Here is a 16,465-nt window from a genome sequence, read left to right as displayed (position 1 = left end):
GGTTTAAAGCTTGACAGTCTTTTTTATCTTTGATAGGATACTAGAGGATTTTAACTAGGAGGAAAATATGTCGGTTAAATTAAGATTAAAGAGAATGGGTGCTAAGAAGGCTCCTCGTTACAGAATTGTGGCAGCGGATTCACATTTCGCTCGTGATGGAAGAAATATTGAAACCATCGGTCATTATAATCCTACTTCTCAACCTAAGGAATTGGTTGTAGATGAAGAAAAAGCATTGAAGTGGCTAAGAAATGGTGCTCAACCATCAGATACAGTTCGTAGTCTTCTTTCAGATAAGGGTATTATGAAGAAGTTCCACGATGAAAAAGTAGCTGCTAAGAAGAAGGCTTAAACATGGCAGATTTAAAGCAAGTCCTAAGGGGTCTGATTGAGCCGATGATGGATCAACCGGAAACTTTGCGCATTGAACAAGAGGGCGATGAGAATCGGAAAGATGTCGTTTTAAAGGTCCATGCCAATCGTTCGGATATTGCTCGTTTGATTGGTCGTAAGGGATCTATGGCCAGTTCTCTTAGACAAGTAATGTCTATTTCGTCACATAGTGATCATCGTCACATAGTGATCAAGTTTGAACAAGATTAAGGAATGCGACAAGCATTCTTTTTTCTAAGGAGGCTTATGAAGAAAATTCAAGTGGGATGGATTCAAAATACTCATGGTATCAAAGGAGAACTGAAGGTTCGATCAGAAACAGATTTTCCAAATATTCATTTCAAAAAAGGGAAAAAATTGTATTTAGACGATCAAAAGGAATTATTAATATCCTCTAGCCGTCTTCAGAAAGAGATGTATCTTCTTCAATTTGTGGGATATCAAGATATTAACTTGGTTCAAGATTGGAAAGGGAAAGGATTGTACATTGATCAAAACGATCAAGTTCATTTGAAAAAGGGAGAATATTATCGTCATCAACTGATTGGATTAAGCGTCATTTCGGAAAAGGGAAGTTTGGTAGGAACTATTTTAGCGGTAGAAGAAACTCTTGGTGCTCAAAATAATTTGCGGGTCGAGACTGAGAAAAAGGAGGTTCTCTATCCTTTTATTCCCAGCTTCATTGATCGAGTGGATCAAGAAGAGAGAAAAGTATATGTGAATCGCTGGGAGGAATTTCAATGAAAATTAGTATTATTTCTTTGTTTCCCGAGGTTTTCCCTGCTTATTTGAATAGTTCTATTTTAGGAAGAGCTCAAGAAAAAGGTTTAGTAGAAGTGGAATATGTTGCACTGAGGAACTTTGGGAAAGGCGCTCATCGTTCGGTGGATGATCGCCCTTTTGGTGGGGGCAAGGGTCAGGTGATTCAATGCGAACCTGTTTTAAAAGCTATTCGTTCAATTCGAAAAGAAGATAGTCAGGTTTATTTATTGGCTCCAAGCGGTTGCCTTTTCAAACAAAAAAAAGCCCATGAAATGGCTCAATGTTCACATCTTATTCTTTTATGCGGTCATTATGAAGGATTTGATTATCGTATTGAAGAGTATTGCGATGGGATTCTTTCTATTGGCGATTATGTGTTAAGTGGGGGAGAATTGGCTGCCATGGTCATTACAGATGCTGTTGTTCGCCTATTACCGGGAGTGATTAGTGAAGGTAGTACAGAAGAAGAATCTTTTGAAAATGGTTTGTTGGAATATCCTCAATATACCCAACCGGCCATCTTTGAAGGAAAAGAAGTACCGGAAGTATTACGTAGTGGAAATCATGCTAAGATTCATGCGTATCGGCAAGAACAGTCTCTTTTAAGAACTAAAAAAATGAGACCTGATTTATACCAAGATTATCAAAAGAGGGAGTAACTCCTTCTTTTATTTTTTAGAACTAGGAATTCTAAAGATTTTTTTGAAAGTCATTGAGTAAAATAATGTGGTAAGTAACGGCTAGAGATAAATGATCTAAAGTATCTGTTGTTTTTTTAGCACTTGGCATAGATTGTGATAAATGATAGAGAAGAGAGTTGCGGAAAGTTTCATACAGTTCTTTGGTTTCTAAAGGATTCTCTTTCAAAAATTGAGCAATATTTTCAATAGAAATCACATTTTTACACAAGGCAATAAAATAGAGGGTTGCAATTTGATCAAGGGAGTATTGTTTTTTAGTAGCTCTTCCAATAAGCTTTTTTTTAGCATAGTTGGAAATCATGGATGGTGTCACCATCAGGCTGGGGTAATGTTCAAAGGAACGATTGATGAGTTTCACCACTTGTTCTAAATAGAGACCGACACTTGGTATTTGATTGTATTCAGGTAAAAGTAATGGTTTATTCATACTTTGATTATAAGAGTTTTATAAAATTTTTCAATCAGATTAACAATAATCATTGACAGGTTTTTTAATAACCGATAATATGGTTTTTAGGAGGATATTGGTATGAATGAAATAAACTTCTTCAAAGTAAAAGATAAGTATTCTTCCCTTACTCATTTTATTGGCTTTCTTTTATCGTTGATGGCGACTCCTATTTTATTGATTCGAGCTGCCATTCATCAAGCTGATATACGAATATTAGTGACATTAGCTGTCTTTATGGCTACCATGGTTTTGTTGTATGGAGCTAGTACAACTTATCATTCTTTTCGCTTGGCACGAGAAAAGGAATTGCTTTTAAAAAGAATAGATCATATATCCATTTTCTATTTCATTTCCGGATCATATACTCCTTTGTGCTTAGGAATCTTTTATCCGGAATCCAAGTATTTAGGAATTGGTATTTGGATATTGGCCATTATCGGGACTATTTTTAAAATGTGCTGGGTGACTTGTCCCAAATGGGTATCTTCTATTTTATACTTAGGAATGGGTTGGATTTCTGTGTTATTAGTTCCAATGATGTTGGTGAAATTTGGAATTGGTGGTTTTTTCTGGTTGTTATTAGGGGGTATTTTTTATAGTGTTGGAGCGTATTTATATGCTTCTAAAAGACCTATTGGTACTAAAGAATTTGGAAATCATGAAATCTTTCATGTATTGGTGATGCTTGGATCGTTGTGTCATTATCTACTCATGTTCTTTTTTGTGGCATAATAGATATATGAAATTAGAAATGAGAGAAGATCGAGCTGTTTTAATTGATGATGAAAAAGTGGTTGCGTATTGTTCTTTTGTGGAAGAAAAAGATGTATGGATGATTGAGCATACTGTTGTAGATGAGGCATATCAAGGTCAAGGATTAGCTAAAAAAGTCTTCCTCAAAGTAGTACAAGAAGCTCGTAAACAAGGTAAAAAGATCGTACCGATTTGTTCGTATGCCATTCATCAATTCGAAAAAGATGAAAGTCTAAAGGACGTATTAAAGGGTTAGCTGGTAGGCTAACCCTTTAATTTATGAATGATCTCTTTAGCTTCTTTGTGATCCAACCATTGAATCAATCCATCTTTATCTTTCTTTAGGATAATCGCTACTCCATGAGCCTCTTGATCGACCGGGGCTAAGATGGCCAGCTGATCATCATAACGTTCGCTTGGAATTTCAGCTGTGTTATAGGCAATCACATATTGAGATCCAAAAGCAGGAATCGGTGTGGAAGTAAGAACTCGTTTACCGGTATACTGGTCTTCTAAAGGAATACGAATTAATTTATTGGTTTCAAAGAAGATGGTATCTAAGGTAGAACGATTCGTTCTAGGAATATCCATATCTTTACAAGAAGCGTCTTTATAATAGCGTCGTAAAACCAAATTACCAGAAACTAAAGTCGGGCTATTGGTTCCATAGATCGCAACGGTGGAAACCGCATAATGGCGGAATTGAAAATTTGTATAATTGTTTTGACCCATATATAGTTACCTTGTTTTTATCATAGCTTTAATACGTGTATTTTTCAAGTGAAAATGGTATATTCAAAAAGGAGGAGATTGGTTTTGAATATACAAATTTTACCACTATTAAAAGGAGCGAAAGAGGCTACCGGATTGACAGTTATTATCGATGTTTTTCGGGCTTTTTCTTTAGAAGTGTATTTGCACGAGAAAGCAGTGAAAGCTATTTTTCCTGTTCAAAAAATAGAGGAAGCCTTTGCCTTAAAAAAAATATATCCGGAAGCTATTTTGATTGGGGAAAGAAATGGCATTCAAATTAATGGTTTTGACTATGGAAATTCTCCTAGTGAGATAATAGATCAAGATTTAAGGGATAAAATCATAATCCACACCACTAGTGCTGGTGTACAAGGTATTATGAATGCAACGAAAGCAGATGAAATGGTAACAGGAGCTTTGGTAAATGCGAAAGCAACGATTTCTTACATTCAACGAAAAAAGTGTGATATTGTCTCTATTGTACCTATGGGTTGGAATGGGAAAAGAATGAGTGAAGAAGATAACTTATGTGCACAGTATATGATGTCACTTTTAAAAGGAGAGAAATTTCCTAATTTAGAAGCGAAAATAGAGTCTTTAAAGCAAAGTGAAGGAAAGAAATTCTTTGATCCAACACAACCGCAATTTCCAAAAGAAGATTTTGAATTATGTACCCAAGTGGATTGTTTCCAAGGGGTGAATCGGGTAGTATGGGAAAACCATCAATGCCAAATGGTTTGGGAGAAAGTTCATGAAGTTTAAAGTTTTTTTCTTTGATATTGACGGCACTTTGACCGATGATCGTACGCATCAAATTGTGCCTAGTGCTAAAGTGGCGATACGGTGTCTTCAAGAAGCCGGTCATTTTGTGGCAATTGCAACAGGGCGTATGCATTATAAAACGGTTGATGTTGCTCGAGAATTAGGGATTCATCATTTTGTTTGTGCGGGCGGAGGATGTTTGGTTTTAAATGATGAAATCATCAGTAATGAAACTTTGGATGCAGAATTGGTTCACGATTATTTAAAGGAAGCTGATCGGCATCATCTAGGCTATCTTTTGCTAAGAGAAGATAACGACAGTGTAGAATTTAAGGATTTTCGTTTTTTAGAACAAGCTGGGCTTCGTAAGGAATTGACGACTTATCACTATCGACCGGGTTTAGAAATTTTTTCTTTGAGGGATATTTATAAAATTTATTTAGCTGTTCAGAAAGAAGACGAAAAAAATACCCATGGATTGAAAGTCTGGGTCATTTGCGGATGAGTAGAGATTATATAGTGGTTCAGTACGACAAAAAGAATGAAGGGATTCGAAATCTATTACAGGTGATTCAAGCCAAACCAGATCAGGTGGTTGTTTTTGGAGATGGGAATAATGATAAAGTGATGTTTGAACCGGACTATTTTAAAGTAGCAATGGGTAATGGAGAATCAGCTCTGAAAGAAATGGCTGATTATGTCGCGGATTGTTCTTATCATGATGGAATTTATAAGACATGTATGCATTTTGGATGGTTTGAGAAAGTAGAGGATTAAAGATAAAAAATGATGGTGGCTAATCGGTGAATGAATTGGCAAGGCTATCTAAAAAGATGTTTGAATCGTAGAGGGTTCAGGTTGAATGCTAAAAACCTTGGCAAGTCTTTTTGTTTGTGGTAATCTATTAGGGCACTATGTGCATCTAGGTTCCGCTGGCAAAAGGCCATGAGCCAAACTAGATATTTGTCAGAAAAGGAGAAAAAAATGAATTTAAATTTAATTGACAAGATTACAAAGTCACAAATGCGCGATGATGTTCCGGAGTTTCGTTCTGGAGATTCAGTGAAAGTTCACGTTCGTATTCGTGAAGGTGAGAAATCTCGTATTCAGATTTTTGAAGGTGTTGTAGTGGATCGTTCTAATGGTGGGATCGGATCTACTTTTACGGTTCGTAAGATTTCCAATGGAGTTGGGGTGCAACGTACATTCCCTGTGCATTCTCCAATCATTGAAAAGATCGAAGTGGTTCGTTTAGGTAAGGTTCGTCGTGCTAAGTTAACTTATCTTAAGGGTAGATCGGCTAAAAACGCTCGTATCAAGGAACGTCGTCGTTAAGAAAATTTGGGAAAGAGAAAGAGGTATCTTTCTCTTTTTTTGTGGTAGAGTAGTAAAGGAGTCTTGGTATGGATGAAAATAAAAAAGTGAAAAAAGAAAAAAGTGAATTGGTTTTATTTATACGTGATATGCTCATTTCTTTTGCGGTCGTTATGATCGTAGTTCATTATGTTTTTCGACCAATTCAAGTGAAAGGGAGATCCATGTATCCAACTTTAGAGGATGGGGCTTATGGAATTTCTAATACAATCGGATTGACGATTGGCGGTCTAAAACGTTTTGATGTGGTCATTATCTATTTACCTGAAAAGAAGGAATACATTGTGAAACGAATTATCGGTTTGCCAGGAGAAACGATCGCCTATCGAGATTCAAAGTTATTTATCAATGGAAAAGAAATGGAAGAACCATTCTTGAATCATGAATATCGCAAGCGATATGGAAATTCATTTACTTCTGAAATTCCTGAACAAACGATTCCTAATCATTCTTATTTTTGTTTAGGAGATAATCGGCCTAATTCTTCCGATTCTCGGGTGTATGGACCGTTTGCAAAAAAACAAATTATTTCGAAAGGTGTCTTTATTTTATTTCCATTTTCTGATTTTGGGGTGAAGTCATGGTAAATATTCAATGGTATCCGGGGCATATGGAAAAGGCTCGTCGTGAGATGAGTGAAAAAGTTAAAGTGGTGGATATGGTGATTGAATGTCGGGATGCACGAATTCCATTAGCTTCTAAGAATCCTTTGATCGATCAATTAATAGGTCAAAAACCAAGATTGATTTTATTGACGAAAATTGATTTAGCTGATCCGATTAAAATAAAGGAATGGATTCGTTATTTTGATCGGGAAAATCAAAAAGCAATAGCTGTGAATATGAAAAAAGGGCAAGGTTTCCAAAAAGAAATTGTCTCAGCTTGCTTAAAATTAAATCAGAAAAAAAGAGACAAACAAAGAAGTCGAGGAATAGAGCCTAGACCGATTCGAGCAATGGTTTGTGGAATTCCCAATGTAGGAAAGAGTACACTGATCAATCGTATTTCTGGAAAAAATCGTTTAGAAGTAGCTAATCGTCCTGGGGTAACACGTTCTTTGACTTGGTTGCATGCCGATAGAGAATTAGATTTACTGGATACACCAGGGGTTCTATGGCCAAAATTTGAAGATCAAAGGGTAGGATCTTTATTGGCTGTGTTAGGTTCAATCAATGAAGATATTTTGGATCAAAAATTCATTGCCATGGACACGATTCGCTCCATTCAAGAAGGATATCCTCATTTCTTTTCACAGGTCTACGGAATTCAAGAAAATTTAAATCCAAATCAAATGTTAAAAGCCATTGCTCAGAAAAGAGGTTTTAAGTTAGAGGGAGATCTTTGGGATACTAAACGAGCGGCTCAATCTTTTATTCATGATTTGCGCAAGGGAAAGTTTGGCGGTATTAGTTTGGAGAGTGTTCATGAAGATATGCGGTAATGAATATGAAAAAAAAGCCTGGTTTTCTTCGAAAAGATTGGTCGGTATTGACGAGGCGGGAAGAGGGCCTTTAGCTGGATCGTTGTTCGTGGCGGGAGTGATTTTCCCAATAGGCTATGAGAATGAAGAAATCTATGATTCAAAGGCGATATCGGAAAAGAAAAGGGAGCACCTGTTTAAACAAATTCAGCAAGATGCGATATGGTTTCAAATTATTGAAGTGCCGGTAGAAGTGATTGATGAAAAGAACATTTACCAAGCCACAAAAGAAGCGATGCTTGAAATTGCTCAAAAAGCTCCTTGCGAAGTGGTTTTAACCGATGCTATGCCATTGAATTTGGACAAAGAAGTGCATGACTTGGTAAAAGGAGATCAAAAATCCATTTCTATAGCGGCGGCCAGTATTTTGGCTAAAGTGTCTAGGGATCATGTAATGGTGGAATTGGATCGCCAATTTCCGGGCTATGGTCTAGCTAAAAATAAAGGCTATCCAACCAAGGAACATCGAGAGGCTTTAAAGGCATTAGGTATTACAAAGATTCATCGAAGAAGTTATGGACCGGTGAAAAAAATCATAGAGGAATAATCTTCTTTTGGGGAATATCACCTTAGAGGTGAAATATGACAAGAGAAGATATTGCTCAATACAGTTACCGGTATGCGGGTAATTGGAAAGCGGTTGAACAAGCTATTTTGCAAGAAGAAGAAAATCCTTATTACACGGTATATGAACCGTATATCACTTATTTAGATCCGGAGTATCCAGAAGAATTTCGCCATTTGGAATATCCTCCTTGGGTCTTGTTTTATCGAGGAAATGTAGCTATCTTAGAGAAAAGAAAGGTAACCATTGTTGGTTCACGGAAAATAAGTGAAAGAGGAGAATACTATACTAAGCAAGTTTGTGCTAAATTAAAAAAGGACTTTGTGTTGGTTTCTGGACTGGCTAAAGGTGTGGATGCGATGGTTCATCAAAGTTGTCTGGAAGACGGTCTTACGATTGCCGTGATCGGATCAGGTCTGGAGGTACATTATCCTCGCTGTAATGAAAAACTTTATCAACAGTTGAGTCGAAATCATCTGATATTAAGCGAATGGCCGGGTTATGTCGGAGTACAAAAAGTTCATTTTCCATGGCGTAATCGTTTATTGGCTGCTTTAGGTGAAAAGATCATTGTAACGCAAGCTAAATCCAGATCCGGTACGATGATTACAGTTCAAGAAGCGTTACAATTAGGAAAAGATGTGTATTGTTTACCATACCCCCTAGATGAAATAGAGGGTAGCGGATGCAATCAATTGATACAAGAAGGAGCTTCTTTATACATAGAGGAAGTTTTTGAATAGGAGAGAATGAAATGAAAAATTTAGTTATTGTGGAATCCCCCTCAAAATCGAAAACCATTGGAAAGTATTTGGGAAAAGACTATATGGTTGTTTCCAGTAAAGGACATATTCGTGATTTAGCTACTCGAGGCAAGGATGGCTTAGGAGTCGATGTTGACAATGATTTTGCGGCTACTTATGTGATTTCTAAAGATAAAAAAGAGATAGTTAAAGAATTGAAAGCGGAAGCGTCAAAGGCAAAAAAGGTATATTTGGCAACCGACCCGGATCGGGAAGGTGAAGCTATTTCTTGGCATTTGGCACAAGAGTTGGGTTTGGAAGAAACAGATATTGATCGTGTTACTTTTCATGAAATCACTAAGGATGCCATTCAAAAAGCTTTTGAACAACCGAGAACCATTGATATGGATTTGGTTCATTCTCAAGAAGCTCGTCGTATTTTAGATCGCATCATTGGTTTTAAGTTGTCAAAGTTACTTCAAAAAAAGATTCGTTCCAAGTCGGCTGGACGTGTTCAATCGGTCGCTTTGAAGTTAATTGTTGAAAGAGAAAAGGAGATTCAATCTTTTCGACCGGAAGAGTATTGGACATTGGAAGCTTTATTTGAAAAAGATCATCGAGAGTTTGAAGCCGGTTTAGCTAAAATCAATGGTAAAAAAGCGAAAGTTCAAAATGCGGAAGAAGCCAATTTAATTTATGAAGCGTGTCAAGGAAACTTTGTGGTTACAGAGGTGAAATCTTCTGTTCGTAAAAGAGAGCCGAAGCCTGCTTTTATTACTTCAACACTTCAACAAGAAGCGGCTACTAAATTGGGTTTTTCACCAAAAAGAACCATGTCAATTGCACAACGATTGTATGAGGGGATGGATGTTGGTCATGGCTTAGAAGGTCTGATTACGTATATGCGTACCGATAGCACTCGCTTATCGGATGTGTATCGTCATGCTGCTAAAAAGAAGATTGAAAGTGACTATGGTCGGAATTATGTTGGAAGATATCGTGTTAAAAATGATGTGAACTCACAAGATGCTCATGAAGCTATTCGACCAACCAATGTGACGTATACACCGGAATCAATTAAAGAATATTTAACCAGTGAACAATATAAACTGTATCATTTGATTTATTATCGTTCGTTAGCTTCTCTTATGGTAGCGGCTCAATATGATTCTAAAACCATTATTTTAAGTCAAGGTGATTATGATTTCTCTGTTTCAGGATCGACCTTAAAGTTTGATGGATATTTAAAGGCCTATGGTTCTTTTGATAGTAGTAAAGATGTGTTATTGCCGGAGGTTTTGGAAGGAGAAGAAATGAAGGCGAAGAAGCTATCTCGTAACCAGCATTTTACGGAACCGCCAACTCGATATACGGAAGCGAAGTTAGTCAAAGCGATGGAAGAAGATGGTATTGGTCGTCCATCTACTTATGCGACCATTATTGATACAATCGTGGCACGTGGTTATGTGTCTTTGGAGAAGAGTTCAGAAAATTCGAAGACAAAAGTCTTTAAGCCAAGCGAACAAGGAGTATTGACTGCGGAACAATTGGACCGGTATTTTTCTTCCATCATTAATGTGAAGTATACTGCCGGTTTGGAATCTCAATTGGATGAAATTGCGGATGGTCGATTGGATGAAGTGGAAACACTTCGGAAATTCTATGAAACTTTTGAACCTCTATTAACCAATGCGTACGAAAGAATGGAAGTTAAAGAACTGGAAAAAGTAGGAGAAGAATGTCCTCTTTGTGGAAATGAATTGGTTTATCGGAATGGACGTTTTGGAAAATTTATTTCTTGTTCGACATTTCCGACTTGCCGCTATACAAGACCTTTAGTGGAGAAAGAAAAAGAAAAACCGGAACCGATTGGTAAAGTTTGTCCAGATTGTGGTGGCGAATTAGTGAAGCGGAAATCCAGATTTGGGACTTATTTTGTGGGTTGTTCAAATTATCCAAAATGCCGTCATATGGAAACATTAGAGGGAGAACCTATTGAATTGAAAAAGAAAAGTCATCTTAGAAAGAAGAAGTCAACGTGAGGGTTAGGGTGATTGGAGCCGGATTGGCAGGGTGTGAGGCTACTTATCAGTTAGCTAAAAGAGGCTTTGAAGTTGATTTATATGAGATGAAGCCGATAAAATTTTCACCAGCACATCATAGTGATTATTTTGCGGAATTGGTTTGTTCCAATAGTTTTCGAAGTGATGCCTTGACCAATGCGATTGGCGTTTTGAAAAATGAATTGCGAATGATGGATTCTCTCATTATGAAAGTGGCGGATGAAACAAAAATTCCGGCTGGATCTGCCTTGGCGGTAGATCGTGATCGTTTTTCTTTGGAAGTAACCAGACGTATTCAGAAAATGGCAAATGTCACCATTCATCATGAAGAAATTCAAACATTAGATGTTTCTCTTCCGACAATTGTGGCTTCCGGTCCTTTGAGTTCCGAAGCTATTTCAAAATCTATTCAAGAGTATTTTCAAGAAAAGGATTTTTATTTTTATGATGCAGCAGCTCCCATTGTGACTTTAGAATCCATTGATTTTAATAAAGCTTATCGAAAGTCTCGTTATGATAAAGGGGGCGACGATTATATTAATTGTCCTATGAATCAAGAAGAGTTTATGGCTTTTTATCAGGCGGTAATAACAGCTGAAACAGCTGAAACGCACCACTTTGAAAAAGAAATTTATTTTGAAGGGTGCATGCCATTTGAAGTGATGGCTAAAAGAGGAATGAAAACTTTATTGTTTGGACCGATGAAACCGGTCGGTTTAGAACAAAAAGGGAAAGAAAATCCCTATGCGGTCGTTCAATTGCGACAAGATAATGCGGCTGCTTCTTTGTACAATATCGTTGGCTTTCAAACACATTTGAAATGGCCTGAGCAAAAGAAAGTCATTCAGTTGATTCCCGGTTTGGAAAAGGCGGAAATTGTTCGTTATGGTGTCATGCATCGAAATAGTTATATCAATTCACCAAAATATTTAGAAGATACTTATCGAGTTTCACGAGAGGAAAAGCTGTTTTTTGCAGGACAAATGACGGGAGTAGAGGGATACATTGAATCTTGTGCCAGCGGTTTTGTGGCAGGAATAAATATGGCACAAATTCTACAAGGCCAGGAAGAAATTCATTTTGGTCAGGGAACTATGATTGGGGCTATGGCACATTATATATCGCACGCTTCGACAACAAATTTTCAACCGATGAACGCTAACTTTGGCATTATGGTTTTGGAAAAGATGGTCAAAAAGAAAGAGAAAAAAGAGGCGTATGCTCCTCAATCCATAGTTCATATTCAAGAGTTGAAAGAAAAATATGGATTATAAGAAATCGTTGAAATCCTTCTTGGATTATATTCGCTTAGCCAGAACAGGTTCTTTGCATACGGAGAAAGCTTATCGAAGAGATGTGGAGAATTTTATTGCCTATTTAGAAAAAAAGAAAATTCATACTTGGAAAAGAGTAGATAAGAATTTTTTATTAGAATATTTCACCACTTTGCGTCAAAAGAATCATCTTTCTAATAGTAGTTATGACCGCCATTTATCTTCTTTGCGTTCATTTTTCAGATATTTAAATGTGGTAGAAGGAATTGGTCATAATCCAATGTCTTCTTTCAAAAATGTGAAAACTTCGCGTCCCTTGCCGGAATATCTTACCGTAGATCAGGTGCAAGATTTATTGGATTCATTTGATTTAGAAGATAAAAAAGGTTTACGCAACCGTTGTATTGTGGAACTTTTATATGCTTGTGGTCTTCGTATTAGTGAGTGTGCCAATATAAAAATTCAGGACATTCACTTTCGTGATTATTATGTTCGAGTCATGGGAAAGGAAAGCAAAGAAAGAATCGTTCCTTTTTATAAAGAATTAGGAGATTTATTAACCAAGTATCTTAAGAAATATGGTTCTTTTTCTCAACTGAGCGATCCTTTTTTTAAAGGTTCGAAAGGAAAAGCTATCTCTGTTCGCTCTATTCAGTTATTATTAGAAAAGAAGGGTCGGGAATTAAAACTTCCTTTTCAACTTCATCCGCATGTATTGCGACATAGTTTCGCAACTCATTTACTAGATAATGGAGCTGATTTAAGAATTGTACAATCTCTGTTAGGTCATGAAAATTTAAGCACGACGCAAATTTATACCCATGTTTCGCAAGACACTTTGAGAAGAGTGATTGCAGAAACACATCCTTTATCACATAAATAGAAAGGCATTCTCATGAAACGTCATTTATCAATTTTTTTAATTTTTGTTTGTACGATCTGTTTAATAGGTTGTTCAAGAACAGTGGGCAAAGATGAATTTTTAGTTCAATTATCTTTAAATGTTCAAGAACCGGTTCATTCAGTAACCATGGTGTTGACTGAAAACGGTCAAATCTTAACAAAGAAGCGAATGGAAGTGGATGTCAACCATAAGGATCGCCTTTTGTACTTCTACTTTAATCGTCAGGAATTAAAAGCATTAAAGGATGTGCAGGGCTTTTCGGTTCAGATTTACCTGTTCACAAAAGAGGATCATAAGAATGATTGGAACTTAGGAAATGCGAATTCGGTGAACGGTGTGATTCAATTTGCGCCTATTTATGGACGGACGTATCAAGTTCGTGTGGATGGCAATGCAAAACAAGAATTTTGGTCTTCTTGGCAAGAGGTAAAAACAAAATGAATTTTTTTCGCCAATTAAAAGAAATCTTTTTTATGGGGCATTTGAGCGATCTTGAAAAACAGATGATAGAGCGTATTGATCAGGCTCAAGATCCGGAATTAAAACAAATGTATAGTGAGTTAGAAAAAATGCTTCAAAGGGGAACCATCTCAGAAAAGGGCTATGCTAAAATGAAGGCTATGATTGAAGAGAGGTTTTATGTATGATCATTCATTCTTATCGTCAAGATTCTTTACCGATGATTACATTGGATGATTCTTTCTTTCAAGGAGTGGAAATTGAAACTTGCTTAGCAACCTTTTCAGCCCGTTTGATTGAAGATTTATTAGCAAGAGATTGGATTGAAAAGATTCCAAATGTAGAGTTTTCCGGTAATGCGTCTGTCACCAGCTATGTTTATTTATTTAAGGATTGTCATATTGGTATTTGTCATTTTCCGGTTGGGGCTTCTGTCGCACATGGAGCGATGATAGAAACCAGTGCTTTGTTCCATGTGAAAAATTGGGTGGTTTTTGGCTCATGCGGTGGATTGGTTCCGCTTCAGCCGGGTCATTTATTGTTGATGAAAGAAGCGTATCGAGATGAAGGGACGAGTTATCACTATATGGAACCATCGGATTTTATTGATTTGCCGGGTTCTGCTCTCATTCAAACTTTTTATGAAAAACATCAGTTGGCTTATATAGAAGGAAAAGTATGGACAACCGATGCATTTTATCGGGAAACGAAAGAAGAAGTACAGGAACATATTGCTCAAGGTTGTATTGGTGTGGACATGGAAGCCAGTGCTTTACAAGCGGTCAGTCAAAGTTTTGGTTTGAATTATTATCCATTTTTCTATACGGCCGATTCCTTAGCTGGTGAAGAACATGAAGTAGGTATTCTTGGCTATGAAGGAGAAAAAGACATTCGTGTTGAAATGACTTTTTTGGCTAAAAAATTTGCGGAAGAAATGCTGGAAGCAAAGTGATCCGCTTTTTTTTGTGGAAATTTGAAGGAACTGGGCATTAAACATCTATTTTTTAAAAAGAATGATACAATGGTCACACTTTATACAAAGGGGTATTGTCATGTCAAATTTAACACTGAATCAAGTGGTTAGAGAAAGTATTACAGAAGCTTTGTTACGTTTGATGCGTAACAAAGAATTTGGAAAAATTAAGATCAAAGAAATAACGGATCTGGCTGGTGTGGGGAGAGTTTCTTTCTACCGAAACTTTGGTTCTAAAAAAGAAGTGGTGATTCAACAATTAAATGAGATCACGAAAAAGTGGTGTTGTATACACCATGACCAGCTTCATGGTTTCAAAGATTATTTACCATTATTGGAAGAGTTGAAACCGATCTTAGTGGTTTTAAAGATGTCGAATAGTACGAATTTATTATATGACTACCTATATAAATCTTTATTACCTAAGATGGATAATCCAAGGAAGGGTTATGTGTTAGAAATGTATGCCGGGATGTTTTTTGGTATCATGAATCATTGGATGAGAAATGGTTTTAAAGAAAATCAAGAAGAACTCCGTGACTATTTGAATTGTTTTGATAAATATCCGCTGGAAAAAGAAATACTTTAATATATCCGTGATTATCTATGGTTTTATGAAATGAAGGGTCAGTAGATTTTCTGTCATTCATTTGTTAGAATTTAGTTGATAGAAGATTTGGTATTTTTAGTACTCGACAATCTTATTTTTCTATTTAATTAAATAGAGGAAGTGAAGAATAGGAAATAGAAGCGTTTTATTTTTGAATTGATGTCGGAATAAGAAAGGGAAGAGAAGATATGAAAAAGAAAAAATGGTTGATTTTTGTTTGGTCGTTGTTGATGACATTGAGTGTTGTTTTGCCAAAGGTAAGTGCTCCTGCTTATGCAGATGAACTTAGCAATGTTGTTACAAAGGCAACTATCACGGGGACAGATGGTCATCCTTTAACAAAACCGATTGGTGCCTGGAGTCCATTTCGAATTAACGCTGAGTATAGGTTACCAGATAATTCAGTGCATCAAGGGGATACCACCACGATCACTTTACCGGCAGGAATTGTTCCGGCATCACCATTTAATTTTGAAATTAAGAATGGTAACCATGTGATTGCCAATGGTAAGGTCATCAACGAAAATCCGGCTAAAGTGGTTTTGACTTATACCAGTTATGTAGAAGGTAAAGCGGGTATACATGGAAATTTTTATTTTAATGCTCAAATTGATAATGCCGTTCATACCACATCGGGAAATATTCCGGTGAATTTAACAATCAACGGAGAAACCGTTTCGGCAGGAACAGTTCCTTATAAACTTGGAACCGCTTCTTTACAGCCCGTTATCAAATCCGGATGGATGTGGAGTCAAGATAAAACAGTTGGTATTTATCAAGTTAAGGTCAATCAAGAAAACAAGCAATTGATTAATGCTAAAGTGGTAGATACTCTTTTGGATCCTGGTGTATCTTATATACCTGGCACATTGGAAGTTTTTGAAGGTAAATGGGAATTGACACCTGCTCATGATGACGTGAAAATGATTAATCCGGTGACTGTAACCGATAAGTATAAAGATAAGGTTACTTATAATGGATCAACTTTAACCATTAATATTGGAAACTTGCCGGCCGGAAAAGGGTTGTGGTTCCGTTATCGTACAAAGATTTCTTATAGTCCTTTGGATGGGGAAATGTTTAAAAACAAAGCTACTTTTACAAATAATGGACAAGAATATAAATCTAGCTATACCTATAAAATTATTGGAGCCGGCGGTTCGGGATTGAAATATGAATATGCCATTGAAATTCATAAAACGGATACTGAAGGAAAACCATTGAAGAATGTAGAATTCGATATCATTCGAGATCGATCCGGTGTATCTGTAGGGAAAGTAAAAACAGATGAAAATGGATATGCAAAATTAGAAGGCTTGTTACCGGACAAATATACGATTCGTGAAGCGAAGACACCGCAGGGATTTATTGCCAGTCAAGATGTCTCTGTTCTTCCTCAAGATTTTGATGCAGGCACAAAAATCGCCAAGAAAACGATTAAAAAT

24 protein-coding genes are annotated in these 16,465 nt (G+C 36.7%); 22 read left to right on the top strand and 2 right to left on the bottom strand.

Annotated elements, in window-relative coordinates:
• Positions 1-67: 67 nt before the first annotated feature.
• Genes rpsP through trmD form a run of 4 tightly spaced genes read left to right on the top strand, consistent with a single transcriptional unit; the run spans position 68 to position 1,814 of the window.
• Positions 68-352, top strand: a complete 285-nt coding sequence (gene rpsP, locus HMPREF9013_RS00515) for a 30S ribosomal protein S16 (RefSeq protein ID WP_006626410.1) — start codon at positions 68-70, stop codon at positions 350-352.
• A 2-nt stretch (positions 353-354) separates the two neighbouring features.
• On the top strand, positions 355-603 hold the full coding sequence (locus tag HMPREF9013_RS00510; RefSeq protein ID WP_006626409.1) for a KH domain-containing protein: 249 nt from the start codon (positions 355-357) through the stop codon (positions 601-603).
• Positions 604-639: 36 nt separating this feature from the next.
• Complete coding sequence (rimM, locus tag HMPREF9013_RS00505) at positions 640-1,137, top strand: ribosome maturation factor RimM (RefSeq protein ID WP_006626408.1); 498 nt, start codon at positions 640-642, stop codon at positions 1,135-1,137.
• The gene (trmD, locus tag HMPREF9013_RS00500; protein WP_006626407.1) at positions 1,134-1,814 is read left to right on the top strand and encodes a tRNA (guanosine(37)-N1)-methyltransferase TrmD; all 681 of its coding nucleotides are present in this window, start codon (positions 1,134-1,136) and stop codon (positions 1,812-1,814) included. Before rimM ends, trmD begins: the two co-directional genes overlap by 4 nt.
• A gap of 31 nt (positions 1,815-1,845) precedes the next feature.
• Here the strand turns inward: trmD and HMPREF9013_RS00495 are convergent, their stop codons facing one another.
• Complete coding sequence (locus tag HMPREF9013_RS00495) at positions 1,846-2,283, bottom strand: DUF1836 domain-containing protein (RefSeq protein WP_006626406.1); 438 nt, start codon at positions 2,281-2,283, stop codon at positions 1,846-1,848.
• Positions 2,284-2,385: 102 nt separating this feature from the next.
• On the opposite strand from HMPREF9013_RS00495, the gene trhA reads away from it, so the two are divergent.
• Both trhA and HMPREF9013_RS00485 read left to right on the top strand, forming a co-directional pair.
• Positions 2,386-3,039 (top strand): PAQR family membrane homeostasis protein TrhA, encoded by a 654-nt coding sequence (gene trhA, locus HMPREF9013_RS00490; RefSeq protein ID WP_006626405.1) that lies wholly within the window; start codon positions 2,386-2,388, stop codon positions 3,037-3,039.
• Between the two features lie 7 nt (positions 3,040-3,046).
• Complete coding sequence (locus tag HMPREF9013_RS00485; RefSeq protein WP_006626404.1) at positions 3,047-3,316, top strand: GNAT family N-acetyltransferase; 270 nt, start codon at positions 3,047-3,049, stop codon at positions 3,314-3,316.
• 8 nt (positions 3,317-3,324) lie between these two features.
• Here HMPREF9013_RS00485 and HMPREF9013_RS00480 read toward each other — a convergent pair whose 3' ends face one another.
• The gene (locus HMPREF9013_RS00480; RefSeq protein WP_006626403.1) at positions 3,325-3,792 is read right to left on the bottom strand and encodes a hypothetical protein; all 468 of its coding nucleotides are present in this window, start codon (positions 3,790-3,792) and stop codon (positions 3,325-3,327) included.
• Between the two features lie 84 nt (positions 3,793-3,876).
• On the opposite strand from HMPREF9013_RS00480, the gene HMPREF9013_RS00475 reads away from it, so the two are divergent.
• From HMPREF9013_RS00475 to HMPREF9013_RS00405, 16 genes are all read left to right on the top strand, one after another.
• Positions 3,877-4,575: a 2-phosphosulfolactate phosphatase gene (locus HMPREF9013_RS00475; RefSeq protein WP_006626402.1), complete on the top strand. Its 699-nt coding sequence runs from the start codon at positions 3,877-3,879 to the stop codon at positions 4,573-4,575.
• A complete protein-coding gene (locus HMPREF9013_RS00470) occupies positions 4,565-5,080 on the top strand; it encodes an HAD hydrolase family protein (RefSeq protein WP_006626401.1) in 516 nt (171 codons plus the stop codon). Before HMPREF9013_RS00475 ends, HMPREF9013_RS00470 begins: the two co-directional genes overlap by 11 nt.
• The gene (locus HMPREF9013_RS07650; RefSeq protein ID WP_050772069.1) at positions 5,077-5,352 is read left to right on the top strand and encodes an HAD family hydrolase; all 276 of its coding nucleotides are present in this window, start codon (positions 5,077-5,079) and stop codon (positions 5,350-5,352) included. Before HMPREF9013_RS00470 ends, HMPREF9013_RS07650 begins: the two co-directional genes overlap by 4 nt.
• A gap of 207 nt (positions 5,353-5,559) precedes the next feature.
• On the top strand, positions 5,560-5,910 hold the full coding sequence (gene rplS / locus HMPREF9013_RS00465; protein WP_006626399.1) for a 50S ribosomal protein L19: 351 nt from the start codon (positions 5,560-5,562) through the stop codon (positions 5,908-5,910).
• Between the two features lie 68 nt (positions 5,911-5,978).
• Positions 5,979-6,536 carry a signal peptidase I gene (gene lepB, locus HMPREF9013_RS00460; protein ID WP_006626398.1) on the top strand — a complete coding sequence of 186 codons (558 nt, stop codon included), beginning with the start codon at positions 5,979-5,981 and terminating at the stop codon, positions 6,534-6,536.
• Positions 6,530-7,390, top strand: coding sequence for a ribosome biogenesis GTPase YlqF (gene ylqF / locus HMPREF9013_RS00455; RefSeq protein WP_006626397.1), 861 nt, complete (start codon positions 6,530-6,532; stop codon positions 7,388-7,390). Before lepB ends, ylqF begins: the two co-directional genes overlap by 7 nt.
• Positions 7,374-7,976 carry a ribonuclease HII gene (locus tag HMPREF9013_RS00450; RefSeq protein WP_006626396.1) on the top strand — a complete coding sequence of 201 codons (603 nt, stop codon included), beginning with the start codon at positions 7,374-7,376 and terminating at the stop codon, positions 7,974-7,976. Before ylqF ends, HMPREF9013_RS00450 begins: the two co-directional genes overlap by 17 nt.
• Positions 7,977-8,011: 35 nt before the next feature.
• A complete protein-coding gene (gene dprA / locus HMPREF9013_RS00445) occupies positions 8,012-8,737 on the top strand; it encodes a DNA-processing protein DprA (protein WP_006626395.1) in 726 nt (241 codons plus the stop codon).
• 11 nt (positions 8,738-8,748) lie between these two features.
• Positions 8,749-10,779 (top strand): type I DNA topoisomerase, encoded by a 2,031-nt coding sequence (gene topA / locus HMPREF9013_RS00440; protein WP_006626394.1) that lies wholly within the window; start codon positions 8,749-8,751, stop codon positions 10,777-10,779.
• Complete coding sequence (gene trmFO, locus HMPREF9013_RS00435) at positions 10,776-12,074, top strand: methylenetetrahydrofolate--tRNA-(uracil(54)-C(5))-methyltransferase (FADH(2)-oxidizing) TrmFO (protein WP_006626393.1); 1,299 nt, start codon at positions 10,776-10,778, stop codon at positions 12,072-12,074. The genes topA and trmFO overlap by 4 nt, the downstream gene beginning before the upstream one ends.
• A complete protein-coding gene (xerA, locus tag HMPREF9013_RS00430; protein ID WP_006626392.1) occupies positions 12,064-12,957 on the top strand; it encodes a site-specific tyrosine recombinase/integron integrase in 894 nt (297 codons plus the stop codon). The genes trmFO and xerA overlap by 11 nt, the downstream gene beginning before the upstream one ends.
• Before the next feature lie 12 nt (positions 12,958-12,969).
• Positions 12,970-13,419: a hypothetical protein gene (locus HMPREF9013_RS00425; protein WP_040333197.1), complete on the top strand. Its 450-nt coding sequence runs from the start codon at positions 12,970-12,972 to the stop codon at positions 13,417-13,419.
• On the top strand, positions 13,416-13,625 hold the full coding sequence (locus HMPREF9013_RS00420) for a hypothetical protein (protein ID WP_006626390.1): 210 nt from the start codon (positions 13,416-13,418) through the stop codon (positions 13,623-13,625). The genes HMPREF9013_RS00425 and HMPREF9013_RS00420 overlap by 4 nt, the downstream gene beginning before the upstream one ends.
• Entirely contained in the window at positions 13,622-14,389 is a 768-nt protein-coding gene (locus HMPREF9013_RS07150) for a nucleoside phosphorylase (RefSeq protein ID WP_006626389.1), read from the top strand. The genes HMPREF9013_RS00420 and HMPREF9013_RS07150 overlap by 4 nt, the downstream gene beginning before the upstream one ends.
• A gap of 100 nt (positions 14,390-14,489) precedes the next feature.
• Complete coding sequence (locus HMPREF9013_RS07145) at positions 14,490-14,999, top strand: TetR/AcrR family transcriptional regulator (RefSeq protein ID WP_006626388.1); 510 nt, start codon at positions 14,490-14,492, stop codon at positions 14,997-14,999.
• A 209-nt stretch (positions 15,000-15,208) separates the two neighbouring features.
• A partial coding sequence (locus HMPREF9013_RS00405) for an Ig-like domain-containing protein (RefSeq protein WP_006626387.1) occupies positions 15,209-16,465 on the top strand: 1,257 nt, incomplete at its 3' end.

Origin of the sequence: Bulleidia extructa W1219 (genome assembly GCF_000177375.1) — a bacterium.
Taxonomy (GTDB): Bacteria; Bacillota_I; Bacilli_A; order Erysipelotrichales; family Erysipelotrichaceae; genus Bulleidia; species Bulleidia extructa.
This window is presented reverse-complemented; position numbering and strand designations above follow the sequence as displayed.

What these genes read in the sequence shown, in the direction of transcription:
- HMPREF9013_RS00450 (WP_006626396.1), top strand. Translation starts at nt 7,374, where the DNA reads ATGAAGATATGCGGTAATGAATATGAAAAAAAAGCCTGGTTTTCTTCG.
- HMPREF9013_RS00470 (WP_006626401.1), top strand. Translation starts at nt 4,565, where the DNA reads ATGAAGTTTAAAGTTTTTTTCTTTGATATTGACGGCACTTTGACCGAT.
- HMPREF9013_RS00495 (WP_006626406.1), bottom strand. Translation starts at nt 2,283, where the DNA reads ATGAATAAACCATTACTTTTACCTGAATACAATCAAATACCAAGTGTC.
- xerA (WP_006626392.1), top strand. Translation starts at nt 12,064, where the DNA reads ATGGATTATAAGAAATCGTTGAAATCCTTCTTGGATTATATTCGCTTA.
- HMPREF9013_RS00420 (WP_006626390.1), top strand. Translation starts at nt 13,416, where the DNA reads ATGAATTTTTTTCGCCAATTAAAAGAAATCTTTTTTATGGGGCATTTG.
- HMPREF9013_RS00485 (WP_006626404.1), top strand. Translation starts at nt 3,047, where the DNA reads ATGAAATTAGAAATGAGAGAAGATCGAGCTGTTTTAATTGATGATGAA.
- HMPREF9013_RS07145 (WP_006626388.1), top strand. Translation starts at nt 14,490, where the DNA reads ATGTCAAATTTAACACTGAATCAAGTGGTTAGAGAAAGTATTACAGAA.
- rimM (WP_006626408.1), top strand. Translation starts at nt 640, where the DNA reads ATGAAGAAAATTCAAGTGGGATGGATTCAAAATACTCATGGTATCAAA.
- HMPREF9013_RS07150 (WP_006626389.1), top strand. Translation starts at nt 13,622, where the DNA reads ATGATCATTCATTCTTATCGTCAAGATTCTTTACCGATGATTACATTG.
- ylqF (WP_006626397.1), top strand. Translation starts at nt 6,530, where the DNA reads ATGGTAAATATTCAATGGTATCCGGGGCATATGGAAAAGGCTCGTCGT.
- HMPREF9013_RS07650 (WP_050772069.1), top strand. Translation starts at nt 5,077, where the DNA reads ATGAGTAGAGATTATATAGTGGTTCAGTACGACAAAAAGAATGAAGGG.
- HMPREF9013_RS00425 (WP_040333197.1), top strand. Translation starts at nt 12,970, where the DNA reads ATGAAACGTCATTTATCAATTTTTTTAATTTTTGTTTGTACGATCTGT.
- dprA (WP_006626395.1), top strand. Translation starts at nt 8,012, where the DNA reads ATGACAAGAGAAGATATTGCTCAATACAGTTACCGGTATGCGGGTAAT.
- trhA (WP_006626405.1), top strand. Translation starts at nt 2,386, where the DNA reads ATGAATGAAATAAACTTCTTCAAAGTAAAAGATAAGTATTCTTCCCTT.
- topA (WP_006626394.1), top strand. Translation starts at nt 8,749, where the DNA reads ATGAAAAATTTAGTTATTGTGGAATCCCCCTCAAAATCGAAAACCATT.
- HMPREF9013_RS00480 (WP_006626403.1), bottom strand. Translation starts at nt 3,792, where the DNA reads ATGGGTCAAAACAATTATACAAATTTTCAATTCCGCCATTATGCGGTT.
- rplS (WP_006626399.1), top strand. Translation starts at nt 5,560, where the DNA reads ATGAATTTAAATTTAATTGACAAGATTACAAAGTCACAAATGCGCGAT.
- lepB (WP_006626398.1), top strand. Translation starts at nt 5,979, where the DNA reads ATGGATGAAAATAAAAAAGTGAAAAAAGAAAAAAGTGAATTGGTTTTA.
- trmD (WP_006626407.1), top strand. Translation starts at nt 1,134, where the DNA reads ATGAAAATTAGTATTATTTCTTTGTTTCCCGAGGTTTTCCCTGCTTAT.
- HMPREF9013_RS00510 (WP_006626409.1), top strand. Translation starts at nt 355, where the DNA reads ATGGCAGATTTAAAGCAAGTCCTAAGGGGTCTGATTGAGCCGATGATG.
- rpsP (WP_006626410.1), top strand. Translation starts at nt 68, where the DNA reads ATGTCGGTTAAATTAAGATTAAAGAGAATGGGTGCTAAGAAGGCTCCT.